General features: G+C 61.6%; 16 protein-coding genes. 8 read left to right on the top strand and 8 right to left on the bottom strand.

The annotated features are described in order from the left end of the window. Positions 1–13 precede the first annotated feature (13 nt). Complete coding sequence (locus U5L98_RS02200) at positions 14–697, top strand: OmpA family protein (RefSeq protein ID WP_416208166.1); 684 nt, start codon at positions 14–16, stop codon at positions 695–697. Positions 698–776: 79 nt separating this feature from the next. Beyond that, the gene (locus tag U5L98_RS02195) at positions 777–1,625 is read left to right on the top strand and encodes a 23S rRNA (adenine(2030)-N(6))-methyltransferase RlmJ (protein ID WP_322556716.1); all 849 of its coding nucleotides are present in this window, start codon (positions 777–779) and stop codon (positions 1,623–1,625) included. Between the two features lie 9 nt (positions 1,626–1,634). Here U5L98_RS02195 and mnmE read toward each other — a convergent pair whose 3' ends face one another. From mnmE to rpmH, 4 genes are all read right to left on the bottom strand, one after another. After that, the gene (gene mnmE / locus U5L98_RS02190) at positions 1,635–3,005 is read right to left on the bottom strand and encodes a tRNA uridine-5-carboxymethylaminomethyl(34) synthesis GTPase MnmE (protein WP_322556715.1); all 1,371 of its coding nucleotides are present in this window, start codon (positions 3,003–3,005) and stop codon (positions 1,635–1,637) included. A gap of 101 nt (positions 3,006–3,106) precedes the next feature. Then, complete coding sequence (gene yidC, locus U5L98_RS02185; protein ID WP_322556714.1) at positions 3,107–4,804, bottom strand: membrane protein insertase YidC; 1,698 nt, start codon at positions 4,802–4,804, stop codon at positions 3,107–3,109. Positions 4,805–5,008: 204 nt separating this feature from the next. Continuing rightward, entirely contained in the window at positions 5,009–5,425 is a 417-nt protein-coding gene (rnpA, locus tag U5L98_RS02180; protein ID WP_322556713.1) for a ribonuclease P protein component, read from the bottom strand. A gap of 13 nt (positions 5,426–5,438) precedes the next feature. After that, positions 5,439–5,573 carry a 50S ribosomal protein L34 gene (gene rpmH, locus U5L98_RS02175; RefSeq protein ID WP_027960517.1) on the bottom strand — a complete coding sequence of 45 codons (135 nt, stop codon included), beginning with the start codon at positions 5,571–5,573 and terminating at the stop codon, positions 5,439–5,441. Between the two features lie 508 nt (positions 5,574–6,081). On the opposite strand from rpmH, the gene dnaA reads away from it, so the two are divergent. From dnaA to gyrB, 4 genes are all read left to right on the top strand, one after another. Next, positions 6,082–7,545, top strand: a complete 1,464-nt coding sequence (dnaA, locus tag U5L98_RS02170) for a chromosomal replication initiator protein DnaA (RefSeq protein WP_322556712.1) — start codon at positions 6,082–6,084, stop codon at positions 7,543–7,545. 61 nt (positions 7,546–7,606) lie between these two features. Then, positions 7,607–8,710: a DNA polymerase III subunit beta gene (gene dnaN / locus U5L98_RS02165; RefSeq protein ID WP_322556711.1), complete on the top strand. Its 1,104-nt coding sequence runs from the start codon at positions 7,607–7,609 to the stop codon at positions 8,708–8,710. A gap of 58 nt (positions 8,711–8,768) precedes the next feature. Continuing rightward, positions 8,769–9,884: a DNA replication/repair protein RecF gene (gene recF / locus U5L98_RS02160; protein WP_322556710.1), complete on the top strand. Its 1,116-nt coding sequence runs from the start codon at positions 8,769–8,771 to the stop codon at positions 9,882–9,884. An 11-nt stretch (positions 9,885–9,895) separates the two neighbouring features. After that, positions 9,896–12,316, top strand: coding sequence for a DNA topoisomerase (ATP-hydrolyzing) subunit B (gene gyrB / locus U5L98_RS02155; protein WP_322556709.1), 2,421 nt, complete (start codon positions 9,896–9,898; stop codon positions 12,314–12,316). A gap of 178 nt (positions 12,317–12,494) precedes the next feature. Here the strand turns inward: gyrB and gmhB are convergent, their stop codons facing one another. The 3 genes from gmhB to glyQ all read right to left on the bottom strand — a co-directional run bounded on the left by gmhB (position 12,495) and on the right by glyQ (position 16,237). Continuing rightward, a complete protein-coding gene (gmhB, locus tag U5L98_RS02150; RefSeq protein ID WP_322556708.1) occupies positions 12,495–13,046 on the bottom strand; it encodes a D-glycero-beta-D-manno-heptose 1,7-bisphosphate 7-phosphatase in 552 nt (183 codons plus the stop codon). Between the two features lie 165 nt (positions 13,047–13,211). Then, a complete protein-coding gene (glyS, locus tag U5L98_RS02145) occupies positions 13,212–15,278 on the bottom strand; it encodes a glycine--tRNA ligase subunit beta (RefSeq protein ID WP_322556707.1) in 2,067 nt (688 codons plus the stop codon). Next, positions 15,278–16,237: a glycine--tRNA ligase subunit alpha gene (gene glyQ / locus U5L98_RS02140; protein WP_322556706.1), complete on the bottom strand. Its 960-nt coding sequence runs from the start codon at positions 16,235–16,237 to the stop codon at positions 15,278–15,280. The genes glyS and glyQ overlap by 1 nt, the downstream gene beginning before the upstream one ends. 94 nt (positions 16,238–16,331) lie before the next feature. Here glyQ and rfaD point away from each other — a divergent pair, with 94 nt between their 5' ends. Together rfaD and waaF are read left to right on the top strand one after the other, a co-directional pair. Next, the gene (gene rfaD / locus U5L98_RS02135) at positions 16,332–17,288 is read left to right on the top strand and encodes an ADP-glyceromanno-heptose 6-epimerase (protein WP_322556705.1); all 957 of its coding nucleotides are present in this window, start codon (positions 16,332–16,334) and stop codon (positions 17,286–17,288) included. Continuing rightward, on the top strand, positions 17,281–18,321 hold the full coding sequence (waaF, locus tag U5L98_RS02130) for a lipopolysaccharide heptosyltransferase II (RefSeq protein WP_322556704.1): 1,041 nt from the start codon (positions 17,281–17,283) through the stop codon (positions 18,319–18,321). Before rfaD ends, waaF begins: the two co-directional genes overlap by 8 nt. On the opposite strand, the gene U5L98_RS02125 is transcribed toward waaF, so the two are convergent. After that, positions 18,318–19,901, bottom strand: coding sequence for a sulfatase-like hydrolase/transferase (locus tag U5L98_RS02125; protein ID WP_322557057.1), 1,584 nt, complete (start codon positions 19,899–19,901; stop codon positions 18,318–18,320). The genes waaF and U5L98_RS02125 overlap by 4 nt on opposite strands. Positions 19,902–20,087: the final 186 nt, after the last annotated feature.

Genomic DNA, 20,087 nt, shown 5'->3' with positions numbered 1-20,087 from the left:
GAGATAATGACCCATGATGAAATCATTTCGCTTTATTGCACCCTTCGCCGCAGCCTTGCTGCTGGTAGGATGCACCACCACTGACCCCTATTCCGGCCAGACTCAGCGTAGCCAGACCGGCACCGGTGCGGCCATCGGCGCCGCCGTCGGCGCCGCTGCCGGTGCCCTCAGTGGCGACGGCAGCACAAGTCGCCGCGATCGTGCTCTGATCGGTGCCGCCGTCGGCGCCGCCGCCGGTGGGGGTATCGGCGCCTACATGGATCGTCAGGAGGAGCAGCTACGGCAGAGCACCCAGGGAACCGGCATCGGAGTCGATCGCCGTGGTGACGACATCGTGCTCAATATGCCGAGCGAAGTGACCTTTGGTTTCGATTCTAGCGACCTGACACCCAGCGCGCGCAATGCCCTCAATGATGTTGCCGCGGTGTTGCAGCAGTATCCCGATACCCGGGTCAATATCGCCGGCCATACCGACAGCACCGGCGACGCCGGCTACAATCAGCGGCTTTCCGAGCGGCGTGCCGAATCGGTGGGCAACTACCTGGCTCAGTCCGGTGTATCAGGTAACCGCTTGAGCATGCGCGGCTATGGCGAGAACCAGCCGGTAGCCAGCAATAACACCGAGCAGGGCCGGTCCCAGAACCGTCGGGTGGAAATCACCTTGACGCCCATCGAGGATCGCTTCCAGCAGCAATAAGAGAGTTTCCTGAAGCCTTACCACCCGGGCCCGCCACTGGCGGGCCCTTTTTGTATTGCCGACTCACGGACCTCCTTCCATGCTTTCCTATCAGCATGCCTATCATGCAGGAAATTTCGCCGACGTTCACAAGCATCTGACGCTTTTCGCGATCATTGATCATTTATTACGTAAGAAATCTGCTGTTACGTACATAGATACTCATGCCGGTCGCGGTCTCTATCCACTGGCAGCAGAGGAGACGGCGAGACTCGGTGAGTACCGTGAGGGCATTGATCGGCTATGGCAGGCGAGGGCGCTGCTGGGTAACGCCCCGCTGCTAGACGACTGGCTCGCTGCCGTCGAACGGGTCCAGGCTCGTAGCGACAGGCTCGATCACTATCCTGGCTCGCCCTGGTGGCTGTCAGATCGGTTGCGTGCCCAGGATAGCTTGATGCTCTTCGAACTCCATCCCGGCGAACATGGTTACCTGGCCCGACAGGTAATGCCTGACAATGTGCAGCGTATTCATAGTGACGGATTGCAGGGGCTGGTGAAGCGTCTGCCGGTGGCCACGCCACGCCTGTGCGTACTGGTCGACCCCAGCTACGAGCGCAAGGCAGAGTATGGCCAAGTAGCCAAGGCCGTACTCGAAGCCATGCGAAGGGCGCGTCATGCTGTCGTGCTGGTTTGGTATCCCCTCTTGCCGGCCGGTCATCATCATGAGCTGCTGGAGGAGCTCCGAGTGGGCGGGCTGCGCAAGATCTGGCGTAGCGAGCTGAGGTTGCGTGAGGCAGCTGAGAGTGAACGCGGTATGGTCGGTAGTGGCATGCTGGTGATCAACCCGCCCTGGGGGCTCGAATCGCGGCTGGAAGCCGCCATGCGGCAGGTCACGCCGCTGCTGGGTGCTACCTGCCGTTATCGCAGCGACTGGTGGGTGGGGGAGTAGGGGAACCGCTTACTTGCCGATGCAGAAGCTGCTGAATATCTCACCCAGCAGGTCATCCGCACTGAACTCGCCGGTGATCTCGCCCAGGGCCTGCTGGGCATCGCGCAGGTCCTCGGCGAGCAGTTCACCCGCCCCGTAGCCGGCGAGCTGTGCTGCGCCGTTGCAGAGAGCCTGTCTGGCACGGTCCAGGGCCTCCAGGTGCCGGCGGCGGGCCGAGAAGCGTCCTTCAGTGGTGGCGGCATAGCCCATTACCGACTTGAGGTGCTCCTTGAGGCTTTCCAGCCCCGCGCCGCTCTTCGCAGACAGCCGGATCACCGGGGTGGCATCGTCAGCAGCGATCCCGGGGGATTCGTGGCTGGCGTCAATCTTGTTGCGCACCAGCGTCAACCTTGAGGGATCACGAAGGCGTGCCACGAATTCGGGCCAGATGACCATGGGATCGATGGCATCGGTAGTAGCAGCATCCACCAGCAACAGTACCCGGTCGGCCTGTTCGATTTCTTCCCAGGCGCGGGCCACACCGATCTTCTCCACGGCATCCGGGGTATCGCGCAGCCCGGCCGTATCAATGACGTGCAGTGGCATGCCATCCAGATGGATATGCTCGCGGAGGACGTCCCGGGTGGTGCCCTCGATGTCGGTGACGATGGCCGTATCCTGCTCGGTCAGCGCATTGAGCAGGCTCGACTTGCCGGCATTGGGGCGCCCGGCGATCACCACGCTCATGCCTTCGCGCATCAGGGCCCCCTGTCCGGCTGCGGCACGCACCTCGGCCAGTTCTGACTGGACCTCAGCCAATCTACCGGCGACATGCCCGTCGGCGAGGAAGTCGATCTCCTCTTCGGGGAAGTCGATGGCCGCCTCGACATAGATGCGCAGTTCGATCAGCCGTTGGACCAGTGATGCCACGCGATTCGAGAACTCGCCCTGCAGGGAGCGCAGGGCGTTCTCTGCCGCCCCTCGGGAACTGGCCTCGATCAGGTCGGCGATGGCCTCGGCCTGGGCCAGATCCAGCTTGTCGTTGAGGAAGGCACGCTCCGAGAACTCGCCAGGGCGGGCGAGACGTGCACCCAGCTGGACGCAGCGCTCGAGCAACAGGTCCATGATCACCGGGCCGCCGTGACCCTGTAGTTCCAGCACGTCTTCGCCGGTGAAGGAGTGGGGGCCGGGAAAGAACAGCGCGATACCCTCGTCGATTACCGTGGATTCGCCCCGGAAGGGGCCATAGTGGGCGTATCGCGGAGCAGGACAGTGGCCGACCATGGCCTCGGCGATCGTCGCGCAGGCAGGGCCGGAGACGCGAATGATGCCTACCCCGCCGCGTCCCGGTGGCGTGGCCAGAGCGGTGATGGTGTCTTGATCGTGGAGACTGGCGCTCATCGGCGGTTCCTCGGCTGGAAGGGGATATTGTCCGGGGTGGGTCCCGTAAACGCCAGACCCCCGCCGTGGCGGGGGTCTGGACGTCGGGAAGAAGTACCGCGCTACTTGGTCTTCATGCCCTTGCCGATACTCGGATCGGCCTCGATCTTGCGGGTGATCGCATACTGCTGAACGATGGAGATGCAGTTGTTGACCACCCAGTAGATGACCAGGCCGGCCGGGAACCACAGGAAGAAGAAGGTGAAGACGATCGGCAGCATCTTCATGATCTTCGCCTGCATGGGATCCGGAGGCGTCGGGTTGAGCATCTGCTGGACGAACATCGAGGCGCCCATCAGGATCGGCAGGATGAAGTACGGATCCTTAACCGACAGGTCCTGGATCCAGAACATGAAGGGTGCGTGGCGCAGCTCCACGGACTCCAGCAGCATCCAGTAGAGGGCGATGAACACCGGCATCTGCACCAGGATCGGCAGGCAGCCACCCAGGGGATTGATCTTCTCCTTCTGGTAGAACTTCATCATCTCCTGAGACATCTTCTGGCGGTCGTCGCCGAACTGCTCCTTGAGGCGCTGCATCTCCGGTCCCAGCTTGCGCATGCGGGCCATGGACTTGTAGGCCTTGGCGGAGAGCGGCCACAGGGCCAGCTTCACCAGCAGGGTCAGCAGTACGATGGACCAGCCCCAGTTGCCGATCAGGTCGTGGATCTGGTCCAGCAGCCAGAACAGCGGGTTGGCGATGAACCACAGCCAACCGAAGTCCACCGTCAGCTCCAGGTGAGGCGCCACCTCCTCCAGGCGATCCTGTATCTTGGGCCCCATGTAGAGCGTTGCTCCCAGCGTTGCTTCGCCGTTAGCCGTTACGTTACTGGTGGGTCCGGCGAAGGCGGCCACGTTGCGATTGCGGGAATCGGTGGTCGCGTAGTAGAGGTTCTGCTGGTTCTGGGGGGGGGCCCAGGCCGAGGTGAAATAGTGCTGGATGATGGCGACCCAGCCACCCTCGACGTCGCGGTTGTTGAAGGCGCCTTCTTGTATCTCCTCGAAATCGACCTTCAGATAGCGATCTTCCGGTGTGGAGTAGGCCGCGCCGAGGAAGGACTGCATGCCCAGCGCCGGACCGCTGGAGGGGTCGCTGCTGTTGTCGCGGGCCAGTTGGCCGATGAAGCGGGCCGTGACCGGCTCCTCGGTGTTGTTGGCCAGGAAGTAGTTCACGTCCACCGCGTAGCTATCACGCTCGAAGGTGAAGCGCTTGATCACGTCGACGCCATTCACTTCGGCAAACAGATCGACCTCGAGACGCTTATCGTTATCACCCAGCCGGTACTCGGTCTTCTCGGGGGTGAAGGTGATGCGGCCCTCATGGCCCTCGAGCTGAAGGCCGGAACGTGCCACATAGCTGCGGCTCTCGCTGTCGGACAGCAGCACATAGGGTCGTTCGGAGTTGAGGCTGAAGCGATGCTGGGGAAGCGCCGCATAGACAATATCCCCACCTTGTGGGTCGATGCGTACATCGAGCACGTCGGTGACGACGGCTACCAGATCACGGCTGCCCGACGGAGAAACGGCTTCGCCGGGGATGTCTCCGGTCATGTCGTCCGCCGAACTGGCGGTTGCGGGTACCGAAAGGTCGTCTCTACCCGAGGACGCCGTGTCCTGGCGAGCCCCTTCCGGGGCTTTGCTCGAGATGGCGGGAGATTGCGGCTCAGGGGTCACCTGTCCGTAGTCCTGATTCCACTGGACGATCAACAGGTAGGCGAGTACCGCCAGAGGAATCACGAGGAGAAGTCGTTTTACGTCCATGAGGGGTCTGCCCGATGGGGAGTGAACATTCCGATGGCGCAACGCAGGTCGCACACCCGAGATACACGAAAGCCTGCCGGAGGCAGGCTAGATAATGCGTGCAGGCTGGCTGCATTCGATGCATCAGCGTGGAAGATCGCAACGAAGATGGCAGTGGTGATGCTCATGCAGGCTCCGGCATAAACGGGCACGCTGGGGTACCTGTCATCGCTTGAGGCCTGCTCCACTGGTCTCCTGGCTGGACAAGTCTGTCCCAGGGGGCGACTTTCGCGCTTCTTTCTCCAGTCGCCGCCACATCCCGTGGAGCTGACGATGCACGGTGGCATTGTCCAGTTCATGGACTCCTCGTCTTGCCAGCACCACGATATCCACCGAGGGCAGTCGATGCTGCTGAAGCCGGATGGATTCGCGGACGATGCGCTTTAGGCGGTTTCGGTCAACGGCTCTGCGAACATTCTTCTTGCTGAAGATCAGGCCGAGACGCGGGTGACCAAGCTCGTTGGGAGAGGCCAGGGCCATCAGCCCTTTGCCGTGGACCTTGAATGCAGCCGTTTCGAAGACATGTCGATAATCCCCGGCTGTCAGCAGTCGCAACTGCCGGGGATAGCCCTGACGAGACACGCGAGGGCCGCGTTCAGGCGCTCAGACGCTTGCGGCCCTTGGCACGACGACGGGCCAGTACAGCACGGCCATTCTTGGTGGCCATGCGCGCACGAAAGCCATGCATGCGCTTGCGCTTGAGGACGCTGGGTTGAAAAGTACGTTTCATAACTCGTTATTCCCACGTGGTTTTCGGAACGAATCGATTATTCGAAGGCATCCGGATGCCGCTGGCGGACCCGGGGGTATTCGGTTCAAGACCGGAAATTGTAGTGATTTCAGCCCCGCGGTGCAATTCTTCCGTGCTTCCCTATGCCATAGGCAGGGTTTGGGAGCCGGTTACTCGGACTCAGGCGCTATAGGAGACTCTCAAGAAAGGTGTGATCTTGTTATCACTATTGGGGATATACATTGTGGGTAACATGTTATTAATGATAAATATCAGATGGTTGAACGGAATTTTTGGTTGTGGACAAGGTGGGGATGTCAAGGGGGCAACCTTGCCCGGGCTATTGGCAGATCAGGTTGAATCCGTGAGTTTCGGATGTCCCGGCGTCACGGTCTCTGCGGGTCGCCGATAGGTTTTCCACAGCACGTTACGCGGCGCCAGGCATGTGGATAACCCGTTGGCTGAACGATACAATGGGCGGCCGTTTTCAATGCAATGGTGAGGTCGCGTGTCACTGGCTCTCTGGCAACAATGTCTGGATACCCTGCAGGATGAACTGAATTCCCAGCAGTTCAATACCTGGATCCGTCCGCTGCAGGCGGAGGAAGGGGAGTCCAACCAGTTGCGCCTGCTGGCGCCGAACCGCTTCGTGCGTGACTGGGTTAGCGACAAGTATGCCAAGCGGATCAGCGAACTGATGCGTGAGCTCTCGCCCGCCAAGCCGCCGAAGGTGGTGCTGACCGTCGGCAGTCGGCGCGCCGCGCCCAACCCTCAGCCTCGTGAGTTGGGCAATCCCGTTTCGGCGGCGCGTACCCCCGTCGCACCCTCGGTTCAAGTCCCGCCGCGGGTGGATGTGGGGGACGAGCGCGAGATCGATCAGTTGCGCGAGGAGAAGAGTGGCCAGCGACGTGGTGGCGAGCGTCAGGTGCAGGTGGAAGGTAGCCTCAAGCACAACAGTGGCCTCAATCCCAACTTTACCTTCGAGACTTTCGTCGAGGGCAAGTCCAACCAGCTGGCCAGGGCCGCGTCTCGCCAGGTATCCGAGAATCCTGGTGGCGCCTACAATCCGCTGTTCCTCTATGGGGGGGTCGGCCTAGGCAAGACCCACCTTATGCATGCTGTGGGGAATGCCCTGGCCGAGCATCGTTCTAACGCCCAGGTCATCTACCTGCATTCCGAGCGCTTCGTGGCCGACATGGTCAAGGCGTTGCAACTCAATGCCATCAACGACTTCAAGCGCTTCTATCGCAGCGTCGATGCGCTGCTGATCGATGACATCCAGTTTTTTGCCGGCAAGGAACGCTCCCAGGAAGAGTTCTTCCATACCTTCAATGCGCTGCTCGAGGGTGGCCAGCAGATGATCCTGACGTCGGACCGATATCCCAAGGAAATTAGTGGGGTAGAGGAGCGTCTGAAGTCCCGTTTCGGCTGGGGGCTGACGGTGGCCATTGAGCCACCGGAGCTTGAGACCCGGGTAGCGATCCTGATGAAGAAGGCCGATCAGGCCAAGGTCGATCTGCCCCACGACGCAGCCTTCTTCATTGCCCAGAAGATCCGCTCCAATGTGCGCGAACTCGAGGGCGCCCTGAAGAAGGTGATCGCCGACTCTCACTTCATGGGCAAGACGATCACCCAGGACTTCATTCGCGAGTCACTCAAGGACCTGCTGGCGCTTCAGGACAAGCAGGTCGGAGTGGACAACATCCAGCGCACGGTAGCCGAGTACTACAAGATCAAGCTTTCCGACCTGCTCTCCAAGCGTCGTTCCCGTTCGGTGGCCAGGCCACGGCAGGTGGCCATGGCCCTGGCCAAGGAGCTCACCAATCATAGCCTGCCCGAGATCGGTGATGCCTTCGGTGGCCGAGATCACACCACCGTCTTGCATGCCTGCCGCAAGGTGAAGGCGTTGCAGGAGGAGAGCTCGGATATTCGCGAAGACTACAAGAATCTGCTGCGGCTGTTGACCAGCTGAATGGAACACCAGCGGTCGGGTCGCCGGCCTCAATCTCTCCAGTACAAGTAGTGGAGCCGTCATGAAATTTTCCATCTCCCGAGAAGCGCTGCTGCGCCCGCTGACGCTGGTTGCCGGCGTGGTGGAGCGACGCCAGACTCTGCCGGTACTTTCGAATGTGCTGATTCAGGTCGACCAGGATCAGGTGTCCCTCACCGGTACCGATCTCGAGGTCGAGCTGATTGGCCGCACCGCCGCTAGCCTGGTGGAAGAGACTGGTTCGGCTACCGTGCCGGCCCGCAAGCTCATGGACATCTGCAAGTCGTTGCCCGATCAGTCCGAGATACAGCTATCTCTCGAGGAGGGGCGAGCCGTACTGCGCAGTGGTCGCTCACGCTTCACCCTATCGACCCTGCCGGTGGCCGAGTTCCCCAACATCGAGCAGGACCAGAGCAATGTGGAGCTCAGCCTTCCGCGGGGCACCCTCAAGCACCTGATCGATGCGACCTCCTTCGCCATGGCTCAGCAGGACGTTCGCTATTACCTCAATGGCATGCTCCTGGAGCTCGGCAACAACCTGGTGCGTACCGTGGCCACCGATGGCCATCGCCTGGCCGTGTGCTCGCGCCCGGTCGAGATCCAGGTGGAACCGTCCCAGAAGCTGATCGTGCCGCGAAAGGGGATCCTGGAATTGGTCCGCCTGCTAGATGACGGCGAGGAGCCGGTGAGTCTGACCCTGGGTACCAGCCATGTACGCGCCCATACCGGTGACTTCACCTTCACCTCCAAGCTGGTGGATGGCAAGTTCCCCGACTATGAGAGGGTAGTGCCACGTGGTGGTGATAAGGTCTTAATCGCCGACCGTGCCGAGCTACGCCAAGTTCTGTCCCGCACGGCCATTCTCTCCAACGAGAAGTACCGTGGTGTACGCCTGAATCTTGAGGAGGGTAATCTGCGAGTGATGGCCAACAATCCCGAGCAGGAAGAGGCCGAGGAGAGCGTCACCATCGAGTACAGCGGGCCGGCCATGGAAATCGGCTTCAATGTCGGCTATCTCGTCGATGTGCTCGGTGTGCTGGACGAAGATCGTGTGCAGATGACCTTGGCCGATCCCAACAGCAGTGCGCTGATGGAAGAGCCCGGCGGCGGCGACGCCATGTACGTCGTCATGCCGATGCGTCTCTGAAGCGACGGCGGACGGTGCCTGTGCTGCGTGCCGTCTCCGTCGAGGTCGATCCTGCCTGATGCCTCTCGAACGCCTCGCCTTTCATGGCCTGCGAAATCTGCAGGCCGTGGACCTGACCCCGGGTCCGCGCATCAATCTCTTTACCGGCGCCAACGGCAGCGGAAAGACCAGCCTGCTGGAAGGTATCCATGTCCTCGGCATGGGGCGTTCCTTTCGTGCTCGCCAGCTACGCCAGGCCATCACGCACGACACCGATGCGATGACACTGCATGGCCGCCTGACAGGCAATCCGCCGGTGACCATCGGTATACGTCGTCATCGCGAGAGGGGTGAGTTGGAAATGCGCCTGTCAGGTGAACGCCTGGAACGTGTCTCGCGCCTGGTGGAAACCCTGCCGTTGCAGTTGATCAACCCAGACACCTTCCGTCTTCTGGAGGGCCCACCCGCCGGTCGCCGCGAGTTTCTCGATTGGGGTGTGTTTCACGTGAAACATGATTTTCTCGATGCCTGGCGGCGTTTCCGGCGCGCCCTGAAACATCGGAATGCCCTTCTCAGACATGGTAGAATATCTGACGCTTCCTTGGATGCATGGGAACAAGAGCTGGTGCACTGGAGCGACCGGCTGGATGCTATGCGCCGTGAATGGGTCGAACTTTTCCTGCCGGTGTTTGAGGACACGCTGACCGAACTGATCGCGTTGCCCGAGCTTTCGCTACGCTATTCGCGTGGCTGGGACCGTAAGCGACAACTGGCGGACATTCTACGCCACGGACGTGACACCGATCACCAGATGGGGTTTACCCAGCAGGGGCCGCAGCGGGCAGAGTTGGGTATTCGTCTTGGCAAGCGTCCAGCGGTGGAAGTGCTTTCTCGCGGACAGCAGAAGTTGGTGGTAAGTGCCCTGAAACTGGCTCAGGGGCGTCTTCTCGAAGAAATGACCGGTCGTACCTGCATCTACCTGATCGACGACCTGCCTGCAGAGCTGGATAACGACCATAGACGGGTCTTCTGCGGATGGCTAGAGCGCATGTGCTGCCAGGTGTTCATCACCAGCGTCGATCCCCATGCCCTAGCGGATCTCTGGCAGCCGGACACCCAGGTAACGATGTTCCACGTGAAACATTCCGAGTCGGGGCAGGGGCAGTTGCTGCCAATGGACAGACAGACTTCATGACGGAGTAGTCAATGAGCGAACAGGCTTACGACTCATCGAGCATCAAGGTCCTCAAAGGGCTGGATGCCGTACGCAAGCGGCCAGGCATGTACATCGGTGATACCGATGACGGAACGGGCCTGCACCATATGGTGTTCGAACTGGTGGACAACTCCATCGATGAAGCCTTGGCCGGGCACTGCAGTGAAATCAGAGTCATCATCCATCCTGATGAAACGATCACGGTAACCGACAACGGTCGTGGTGTTCCGACAGATCTCCACGAAGGAGAAGGTGTGTCGGCGGCCGAGGTGATCATGACGGTGCTGCATGCCGGCGGCAAGTTTGATGACAATTCCTACAAGGTGTCAGGTGGTTTGCACGGCGTGGGGGTCTCCGTTGTCAATGCCCTGTCCGAGGAGTTGAAGCTGACTATCTGGCGTGCGGGCCAGGTGCATGAGCAGATCTACCACCATGGCGTTCCCGATGCCCCCCTGGCGGTGGTAGGAAAGACGGAAAAGAGCGGAACGCGCGTACACTTCCGTCCTTCGACCGAGACCTTCCACAATATCGAATTTCACTACGACATCCTGGCCAAGCGGCTGAGGGAGCTTTCCTTCCTCAACTCTGGTGTGGCCATTCGACTGATGGACGAGCGTAGCGGAAAGGAGGAACTGTTCCACTACGAGGGTGGACTCAAGGCCTTCGTCAATCACTTGAATACCAACAAGACTGTGCTCAATCCGGTGTTCCATTTCAATGCCGAACGCGAGGACGGTGTCGGTGTGGAAGTGGCGATGCAGTGGAATGACACCTTTTCAGAGAACATCTTCTGCTATACCAACAATATCCCTCAGCGGGATGGCGGCACCCATCTGGCCGGTTTTCGCGCAGCACTTACCCGCTCGCTGAATCACTACATAGAGGTCGAGGGACTCCTCAAGAAGGCCAAGGTCAACACCTCCGGTGACGATGCCCGTGAGGGTCTGACCGCGATCATCTCTGTAAAAGTGCCAGATCCCAAGTTCTCGGCTCAGACAAAAGACAAGCTGGTCTCCTCCGAGGTCAAGACCGCGGTCGAGCAGGAAATGGGCCGACTCTTCTCCGAGTATCTGGTCGAGAAGCCCAATGAAGCCAAGGCCATCGTCAACAAGATGCTGGATGCGGCCCGTGCCCGTGAGGCGGCGCGCAAGGCGCGTGACATGACGCGCCGCAAGGGGGCCCTGGACATCGCGGGCCTGCCCGGCAAGCTGGCCGACTGTCAGGAGAAGGACCCAAGTCTCTCAGAGCTCTTCCTCGTCGAGGGTGACTCGGCCGGGGGTAGTGCCAAGCAGGGTCGGGATCGGCGTACCCAGGCGATACTGCCGCTCAAGGGCAAAATCCTCAACGTCGAGAAGGCGCGCTTCGACAAGATGCTCTCCTCAGCCGAGGTCGGCACCCTGATCACGGCCCTGGGCTGCGGTATCGGTCGGGAGGAGTTCGATCCCGACAAGTTGCGTTACCATTCCATCATCATCATGACCGATGCCGACGTGGACGGCTCGCACATCCGAACTCTGCTGCTGACCTTCTTCTTCCGTCAGATGTCGCAGCTGATCGAGCGAGGTCATGTTTTTATCGCCCAGCCGCCTCTCTACAAGATCAAGCGTGGAAAGCAGGAGCTCTATCTCAAGGATGAGCAGGCGATGATCGATTATCTCACGACGACGGCTCTTGACGGAGCGCGATTGCATGTCAACGCCGATGCGCCTGGTATCGCCGGTACTCAGCTGGAAGCGCTCGTCAACCAGTACCGTGACGTGATGAAACGCATCGATCGGCTATCGCGCGTCTACCCCAATGTGGTTCTGCGCAAGATCGTCCATGCGGCGCATCTCGAGGGCGAACAGAGCCTGCGTGATCGCGTCACCATGCAGAATTGGATCGAATATCTTCAGGGAGAGATGGATGCCCTGGTCTCCTACGAGGGTGGTCCCCGCTATACCTTCCGCCTCGAGGAGGAGAATGAGCGTGGCGTTTTCCTGCCGGCGGTGTCGCTGACCGCGCATGGTGTCACTACCGACTATGTCTGGGGTATTGAGTTCTTCACCAGTGCCGATTATCGCGCCATGGCAAGCCTTGGAGAGACGCTGGACGGCCTGCTGGAAGCAGGTAGCTATGTGGCCCGCGGGGAGCGACATAAGCCTGTCTCGAACTTCTATGATGCCCTGGAGTGGCTGATGGCCGAGGCACAGCGTGGCCTCTCCATTCAGCGCTACAAGGGGCTGGGCGAGATGAACCCGGATCAGCTCTGGGAGACGACCATGAATCCTGATACTCGACGCATGCTGCGTGTCTCTATCGAGGATGCGGTCGCTGCCGACATGATGTTCAATACCTTGATGGGTGACGAGGTCGAGCCCAGGCGCGACTTCATCGAACGCTATGCGCTGGTGGCCAACCTGGATATATGATGGCCGAGGTGGCATGTTCCACGTGAAACATTGCTGAAAGCGCCCAGCGCCGAAGAAAAGCCCCACCATCACTTGATGGTGGGGCTTTTCTATATGCTGCAGGCGAGGTTTCCTTGCTCCTTACTCCTTACTCCTTACTCCTTACTCCTTACTCCTTGCCCCTTGTGTCAGTGCCTAGTCAGTGCGCCAGCAGCCAGTCAACGAAGGCCGCTAGATCATCGAAGACCAGCGCGTCTTCAAGTCCCTCTCCCTTCTCTTCCGTCCTGCACCCCTTGCCGGTACGGACCAGCACCGACCGGCAACCCAGCGGCTCGCCGGCCTGCAGGTCGCGCAGGCTGTCGCCTACCATCCAGCAGCCCTTGAGGCTTTTCAGCGCCAACGCTTCTCGAATCTCCTCCAGCAGTCCGGGAGAGGGTTTGCGGCACTCGCAGTTATCTTCCGGTCCATGAGGACAGTAGGCGATATGGGCGATCTCACCGCCTGCCTCATGGACCAGCTCGCGGAGGCGATCATGCATGGCCTCCAGGGTTTTGGTGTCGTAATAACCGCGGGCCACGCCCGACTGGTTGGTGGCGACGGCCACTGTCCAGCCGGCATGGCCGAGTTTAGCAATGGCCTCGATGGCGCCAGGGTAGGGTATCCACTCGGAAAGGGATTTCACATACTCGTCGGAATCGTGATTGATGACACCATCGCGGTCGAGGATCACGAGCCGGTCGGCGGTGGTCATGGGGCCGAGCTCCTTGGCAGACATTCTTGAATTCAGGAGTGTTTCACGTGGAACAATTTCTGCCAAGTGGTCTCCTCGAGGCTGCGATGTTTCACGTGGAACAGGGGCCGGGCATCAAAAAAGCCGGCGATTGCTCGCCGGCCTCGGTGTCGCAGAGGAGGGGCTTTACTGCTGGAGCAGGGCGATATCCGCCACTTCCAGGAAAAGAGCCTGGAGGCCGGCGAGCAGTGCCAGGCGGTTGCGGCGCACGGCAGGTTCCTCGGCCATGACCATGACCTGATCGAAGAAGGTGTCTACCGGTTCCCGAAGGCCGGCCAGGACGTCCAATGCCTCGCTGTAGCGAGCCTCGGTGAAGAGAGGCATCACCGTCTGGCGACGCGAATCCAGAGCGTCGTAGAGCGTCTTTTCGGCAGTTTCCTGGAGCAGGGCGGGTTCTACCTCGGTAGTGTCGTCGTGCTGCTGCTTGGTCAGGATATTGGAGACCCGCTTGTTGGCGGCAGCCAATGCCGCGGCTTCCTCGCGACGAGAAAAGCCCTGAACGGCGCGCAGGCGTCGCGCGAAATCGAGGGGCTCGGTTACCGGACGAGCACGTACGGCGAGGTAGACCTCGGTATCGATACCTTCATCGCGTGCCCACGCACGGAAGCGGTCGAGCATGTAGGTGAGCACCTCGTCCACCAGCCCTGCGGCGTAAGGCAGCTCCTGGTGCTGTGCTGCGGCCAGCTCCAGCAGCTCCCGCAGGTCGAGGGCCAACTCACCCTTGACCAGGATGTTGATCACGCCGATGGCGGCGCGGCGCAGGGCGAAGGGATCCTTGGTGCCGCTGGGTCGCTGGCCTATACCGAAGATGCCAGTGAGAGTATCCAGGCGATCCGCCAGGGCCAGTGCCAGGCCGGTACGGGTCTGGGGGATCGCGTCACTGGCGAAGCGGGGCAGGTACTGCTCCTCGAGGGCCTGGGCCACCTCGGCGGCCTCTCCGTCGTTGGACGCATAGTAGCGACCCATGATGCCCTGGAGTTCCGGAAACTCGAGTACCATCTCGGTGAGGAGATCGCACTTGCCGAGTTCTGCGGCCCGTCGTGCCTGTGTCACGTCGCCGTCGATATGGCCGGCGATGAAGGCCGCCACGGCGGCGCTACGATGTGCCTTGTCGGCCAGGGTGCCGAGCTTCTTCTGAAATATCACCCCCGCCAGTTCAGGTGCGCGGTCCGCCAGCGGGCGCCGGCGATCGGTGTCGTAGAAGAAGGCGGCATCTGCCAGGCGAGGGCGGATCACCTTCTCGTTGCCCTGGATCACCTGCTCGGGCTCCAGGCTGTCGATGTTGGAGATGGTGATGAAAAGCGGCTTGAGGTGGCCTTCGTGGTCCAGTAGGTGGAAATATTTCTGGTTGGCCTTCATGGAGGAGATCAGGCACTCGGCCGGTACCTCGAGGAAGCGCTCGTCGAAGCTGCCGGACAGAGCCACGGGCCATTCCACCAGTCCGCTCACCTCGACGAGCAGATCTTCGTCGATCACTGCCGTGGCGTCCTGCACCTCGGCCTCGGCCAGCACCTGCTCGCGAATACGCTCTAGGCGCTTGTCGCGGTCGGCCAGCACCCAGGCCTGTTCCAGGGCGCCGAGGTAGTCGTCGGCGTGGGCCAGTTCGATGGGGGCCGGCGCGTGGAAGCGGTGGCCGCGGGTGGTGCGCCCTGCCTGCAGGCCCAGGGCGCTGGCCTGAACGACCTGGCTGCCGTAGAGCATGACCAGCCAGTGGACGGGCCGGGAGAACTCCACCCGTGAGGCACCCCAACGCATGTTTTTGGGTACCGGCAGGGCGCCGATGGCCTTCTCGACGATGGCGGGGAGCAGGGCCGTGATCGCCTCGCCCTGCTGCTCCTCGCGGTAACCCAGCCAGGTGCCCTTGTCGGTCTCCAGGTAGATCAGGTCGTCGACGCTGACGCCGCAGGAGCGGGCGAAGCCTTCGGCGGCGCGTGTCGGCTGACCCTCCTTGAAGGCGGCAGCCAGGGCCGGGCCACGACGCTCGACCTCGCGGTCGGGCTGCTTGTCGGCCAGCTCGCCCACTTGGATGGCCAGCCGGCGCGGGCCGCCATGGGCGAGGACTTCGCCGAAATCGATGTCGGCCTCGACGAGCCCCCGGCGGATGCTCTCGGCAAGGGCGTCGGAGAGGTCATCGATGGCGCCCGGTGGCAGCTCCTCGACGCCCAGTTCGACCAGTAGGGTATTGGCAGCCATCAAGCGTCTCCCTGTTCGGCAATCAGTTCGTGGCGCAAGGCCTCGGGGGCCAGCGGGAAGCCGGCGGCCTTGCGCGAGTCGTAGTAGGCCTGGGCCACGTCACGGGCCATGGTGCGCACGCGCAGGATATAGCGCTGGCGTTCGGTCACCGAGATGGCGTGGCGGGCGTCCAGCAGGTTGAAGGTGTGCGATGCCTTGAGCACCTGTTCGTAGGCGGGCAGCGGCAGGCTGGCATCCAGCAGTTTGGTGCACTCGCGTTCTTGGTGGTCGAAGGAGGCGAAGAGGAAGTCGACGTCGGCATGCTCGAAGTTGTAGGCCGACTGCTCGCGTTCGTTCTGCAGATAGACGTCGCCGTAGGTGACGCGACTGCCATCCGGAGCCACCGTCCATACCAGGTCGTAGACGCTATCGACATCCTGCAGATACATGGCGATCCGCTCCAGGCCGTAGGTGAGCTCGCCGGTGACCGGGTAGCACTCGAGGCCCCCGGCCTGCTGAAAGTAGGTGAACTGGGTTACTTCCATGCCGTTGAGCCAGACCTCCCAGCCCAGGCCCCAGGCGCCAAGGGTGGGGGACTCCCAGTTGTCCTCGACGAAGCGGATATCATGAACCAGAGGATCAAGACCCAGGTGCTTCAGCGATCCCAGGTAGAGCTCCTGCAGCTCGGTGGGGGAGGGCTTCATCACCACCTGGAATTGGTAGTAGTGCTGCAGACGATTCGGATTTTCGCCATAGCGACCATCGGTGGGGCGACGGGAAGGCTGTACGTAGGCGGCGTTCCAGGTCTCGGGGCCGATGGAGCGCAGGAAGGTGGCGGGGTGAAAGGTGCCGGCCCCTACCTCCATGTCCAGGGGTTGCAGGATCACGCAGCCCTGTTCGGCCCAGTACTGCTGCAGGGCGAGAATCAGGCCCTGGAAGGTTGTCACGTCTGGCATCGACGGGGGTGTCGAGGGAGTCATTGGAAGCACCGTTGGCCATGAATTCACGAGCCGTCAAGTATACAATCACAGGCAGATCGGTTATAGGCACAGGCCCGGAGACGAGAGGATTCCCATGATCGTAGTGACAGGCGGGGCCGGCTTTATCGGCTCGAATCTGGTCAAGGCACTCAATGCCCGCGGCCGTGATGATGTACTGGTGGTCGACGATCTCAGCGATGGCACCAAGTTCGTGAACCTGGCCGACTGCACTCTCGGGGATTACTTGGACAAGGATGACTTTCTTTCCCGGGTGAAAGCAGCGATGAGTGGCGAGGAATCGCATCTTCCGCCCATCGAGGCCATCTTTCACGAGGGCGCCTGCTCGGACACTACCGAGTGGGACGGTCGCTTCATGCTCGAGAACAACTTCGAGTACTCCAAGGTGCTGCTGCACTTCTGTCAGGGAGAAGGGATACCTTTCCTGTACGCCTCCTCGGCGGCCACCTACGGTGGCAGCGAGGTGTTCTTCGAGGCCCCGGAGCACGAGAAGCCCCTCAACGTCTACGGGTACTCGAAGCTGCTGTTCGATCAGTACGTGCGTGCCCGCCACGATGAATTCACCAGCCAGGTGGTAGGGTTTCGCTACTTCAATGTTTACGGGCCCCGGGAGCAGCACAAGGGCAAGATGGCCAGCGTTGCCTATCATCACCATACCCAGATCAGCGCGGGTCAGAATGTGAAGCTGTTCGGTGCCTGGGATGGCTACGAGGCCGGCATGCAGAGTCGCGACTTCATTTATGTGGGGGACGTGGTGGACGTCAACCTGTGGTTCCTGGATCACCCCGAGGCTTCCGGTATCTTCAACCTGGGCACCGGCCGCGCCGAGCCCTTCAAGGCCATTGGCGAGACCGTGGTCGACTATTATGGTCGTGGCATGATCGATTACATCGACTTTCCCCAGGAACTCAAGGGTCGCTATCAGAGCTATACGCGCGCCGATATCACCCGTTTGCGCGAGGCCGGCTACGATCGGGAGTTCCTCACTGTGGCCCAGGGAGTACGCGAGTATCTGGAGTGGCTTAATGGCTGAGGCCCGGCGGATGTCTATCTCCGGGGAGCCACGCATCCTGGTGGTGGGGCCTTCCTGGGTCGGCGACATGGTCATGGCGCAGAGCCTCTTCAAGACCCTGAAGGCAAAGCAGCCAGGCAGCCGGATCACCGTGGTGGCGCCTGCCTGGTCACGGCCGATCCTCGAGCGGATGGATGAGGTCGATGAGGTGGCCTGCCTTGAGGTGGGACATGGCCAGTTCGGTCTGGCCACCCGGCGACAACTCGGTCGTTCCCTGCAAGGACGTTTCGATCATGCCATTGTGCTGCCACGCTCCTGGAAGTCGGCGTTGGTACCCTTCCTGGCACGTATCCCCCTGCGTACCGGCTTCACCGGCGAGCAGCGCCTTTGGCTGCTCAACGACCGCAGGCGACTCGACAAGGCAGTGCTGGACCAGACCGTGAAGCGCTTCGTGGCCCTGGGGCTGCCGGCGGAAGAAGCCGCCCGGGGAGACTTTCCCCTTCCCCGACCCCGACTGCGCCTGGACACCGATAACCTGGTTGAGCGTCGCGTCGAACTGGGGCTCTCGTCGCGCCCGGCCATCGGCATGATGCCGGGGGCAGAATATGGCCCCGCCAAACAGTGGCCACTAGCGTACTTTCGTGAACTGGCGAGATTGCTGGTGTTGGAAGGGTTCGAGGTCCGTGTGCTCGGGGGGCCCAAGGACGTGGATGCCGGCGAGGTGATCGCCGATGCGCTTCCCCACACGCACAATCTTTGCGGCAGGACGCGGCTGGCGGATGCCGTCGACCTGCTGGGAGATTGTCAGCAGGTGGTGACCAACGATTCCGGGCTGATGCACGTGGCGGCAGCAGTGGGAACCCGGATACAGGCCATCTACGGGTCGTCATCGCCCGCCTATACGCCACCGTTGACCGAGAATGCCGAGGTGCACTATCTCGGCCTCGACTGCTCGCCCTGTTTCCAGCGTACCTGCCCGCTGGGGCACACCAACTGCCTGAAGCAGCTTATGCCCGAACGGGTCCTGCAGGCGATACTAGCGAGCGCCGGCTAGGGCAACTCCTCAGGCACCTCGAGCGCTTGGTCCTCGGGGGTCTCGACGACTTGCTCGACGACCGATTCTGGGGGTGGCGGCGGGGCTTGCGGGGGCGCCAGTCCTTCCCACAGCCGCTCCTGGAGGGCAGTTTCTTCCCTAAGGCGGGTGTTGAGGGTATCCAGCCCGTGCTCCTCGACCAGGGTCGGTTCACCGGAAAGCAGCGATACGCCAAGCCCGGCACGGTGCCAGTCGATGACGAACCCCATGGCCTCGAGTATCGTGGGCAGGATATCCATGGTCGAGGCTTCGACATCGAGCCGGCGGGGCTCGAGTTGTTCCTCCAGCAGCATGAAGGTATTGTCTCGTTCGCCGGCGACCAGTTGCTCCCAGGCGGACACACGCATGGTCAGATGGTCGCTGGCGATCACTACCAGGGTATTTTCCAGCAAGTCTGCTTCCTTGAGCCGCTCGACCAGACGGCGAGCTAGCCAGGCCGAGCATTCCACCGAATAGAGGATGTCCACGCCGTCGAACTCGCCCTGGCGCTGCCGGCATTCCCGAGCCGGATAGCCACTCGGCGCATGGCCGGTGATACTGAGATTGACCAGCCCCCAAGGGCCGTCCTGCTCATCGAGCCGGCGAATTTCCTCGAAGGTGAAGTCATAGAGGGTATCGTCGTAAAGGCCCCAGCTGTTGACATAGCCGGGGTCCTCGAGCCGTGGCACCAGTTCTTCCCGCCCCAGTACCTTGTCGAAGCCGTGGTCCCGGTAGAAGACCCCCTTGCCTGCAAAGCGTGGGCTGGCACCGCCCATATAGGTCAAGGTGTAACCTCGCTCGGCGAGCAGATCCCCCAGGCAATCGACGCCTGGCACCACCTTGCCGAGCGGCTCGAACTGGCTATCGTGCAGCAGGCCGGCTGGCATCAATGGCGTGCCACACTGGCTGGCAATCATGCCGGCCATGGTCCAGCCGGTATTGTCGACCTGACGAACTCCGTTGAAGACCACGGCCTTCTCGCCCAGGGCCTCTAGGTGAGCGTAGGCATCGCCGAAGCGTTCCTGGTCAGCATAGGTACCCTCGATGCTCTCCAGGTAGAGCAGCAGCAGGTTGGGTGGATCGCGAGGGGCATCGAGAACGATCGGCTCGACATACCGGCGCTCCAGCCAGGCACCATCCTCGGTGACGAGAGCGGCGCCGCGTTGACCCATGCCATAGAGCATAGGGTTGCTTGCCAGCAGGGCCACGGCCAGCAGACGCTCCCCTCGCCGCCAGCGATGGTCGACACGGACCAGCCAGGTGAAGGAGGCCAGCAGCATGAGCATGCTCAAGGTGTATAGCATGGCGGCGCCGATGCGGTCGCCACCGCCATGTTCTTCCATGCCGGCCTGGAGGTGAAAGAACACCGCACCGAGATCGACCATGCCGAAGCTATTGGCCAGGAAGACATAGAGCCCCCACAGGGCGATCGGCAACAGCGACCAGGGCCATACTTTGCGCGGGGATTTGGGCTGCTGCGGCGCACCCCAGCGGTACCAGCGGGCCAGCAGCAGCCACCCGCCGGCGACCGGCACCATTGCCCAAAGCGGAACATGGGGCATGGCGGACACGGCAAATCCCAGCCACAGCCCGATCGACGAGCAGTGCCCACCAGCGGGGCTGATGTACGGGAGCATCCGGGAGAGGGCTGATCTTACAGCGATGGACTGGATAGGAAACTAGTTACCAAGTGTCAGACAGGTTACACAGCAGTTTGCCTCGCGCGATGCTCAGCACGAAAGTATTCC

Origin of the sequence: Halomonas sp., from assembly GCF_034520545.1 — a bacterium.
Taxonomy (GTDB): domain Bacteria; phylum Pseudomonadota; class Gammaproteobacteria; order Pseudomonadales; family Halomonadaceae; genus Halomonas.
This window is presented reverse-complemented; position numbering and strand designations above follow the sequence as displayed.

What these genes read in the sequence shown, in the direction of transcription:
- rfaD (WP_322556705.1), top strand. Translation starts at nt 16,332, where the DNA reads ATGATCGTAGTGACAGGCGGGGCCGGCTTTATCGGCTCGAATCTGGTC.
- dnaN (WP_322556711.1), top strand. Translation starts at nt 7,607, where the DNA reads ATGAAATTTTCCATCTCCCGAGAAGCGCTGCTGCGCCCGCTGACGCTG.
- glyQ (WP_322556706.1), bottom strand. Translation starts at nt 16,237, where the DNA reads ATGACTCCCTCGACACCCCCGTCGATGCCAGACGTGACAACCTTCCAG.
- U5L98_RS02200 (WP_416208166.1), top strand. Translation starts at nt 14, where the DNA reads ATGATGAAATCATTTCGCTTTATTGCACCCTTCGCCGCAGCCTTGCTG.
- U5L98_RS02195 (WP_322556716.1), top strand. Translation starts at nt 777, where the DNA reads ATGCTTTCCTATCAGCATGCCTATCATGCAGGAAATTTCGCCGACGTT.
- gyrB (WP_322556709.1), top strand. Translation starts at nt 9,896, where the DNA reads ATGAGCGAACAGGCTTACGACTCATCGAGCATCAAGGTCCTCAAAGGG.
- glyS (WP_322556707.1), bottom strand. Translation starts at nt 15,278, where the DNA reads ATGGCTGCCAATACCCTACTGGTCGAACTGGGCGTCGAGGAGCTGCCA.
- U5L98_RS02125 (WP_322557057.1), bottom strand. Translation starts at nt 19,901, where the DNA reads ATGCCCCATGTTCCGCTTTGGGCAATGGTGCCGGTCGCCGGCGGGTGG.
- rpmH (WP_027960517.1), bottom strand. Translation starts at nt 5,573, where the DNA reads ATGAAACGTACTTTTCAACCCAGCGTCCTCAAGCGCAAGCGCATGCAT.
- waaF (WP_322556704.1), top strand. Translation starts at nt 17,281, where the DNA reads ATGGCTGAGGCCCGGCGGATGTCTATCTCCGGGGAGCCACGCATCCTG.
- recF (WP_322556710.1), top strand. Translation starts at nt 8,769, where the DNA reads ATGCCTCTCGAACGCCTCGCCTTTCATGGCCTGCGAAATCTGCAGGCC.
- yidC (WP_322556714.1), bottom strand. Translation starts at nt 4,804, where the DNA reads ATGGACGTAAAACGACTTCTCCTCGTGATTCCTCTGGCGGTACTCGCC.
- mnmE (WP_322556715.1), bottom strand. Translation starts at nt 3,005, where the DNA reads ATGAGCGCCAGTCTCCACGATCAAGACACCATCACCGCTCTGGCCACG.
- gmhB (WP_322556708.1), bottom strand. Translation starts at nt 13,046, where the DNA reads ATGACCACCGCCGACCGGCTCGTGATCCTCGACCGCGATGGTGTCATC.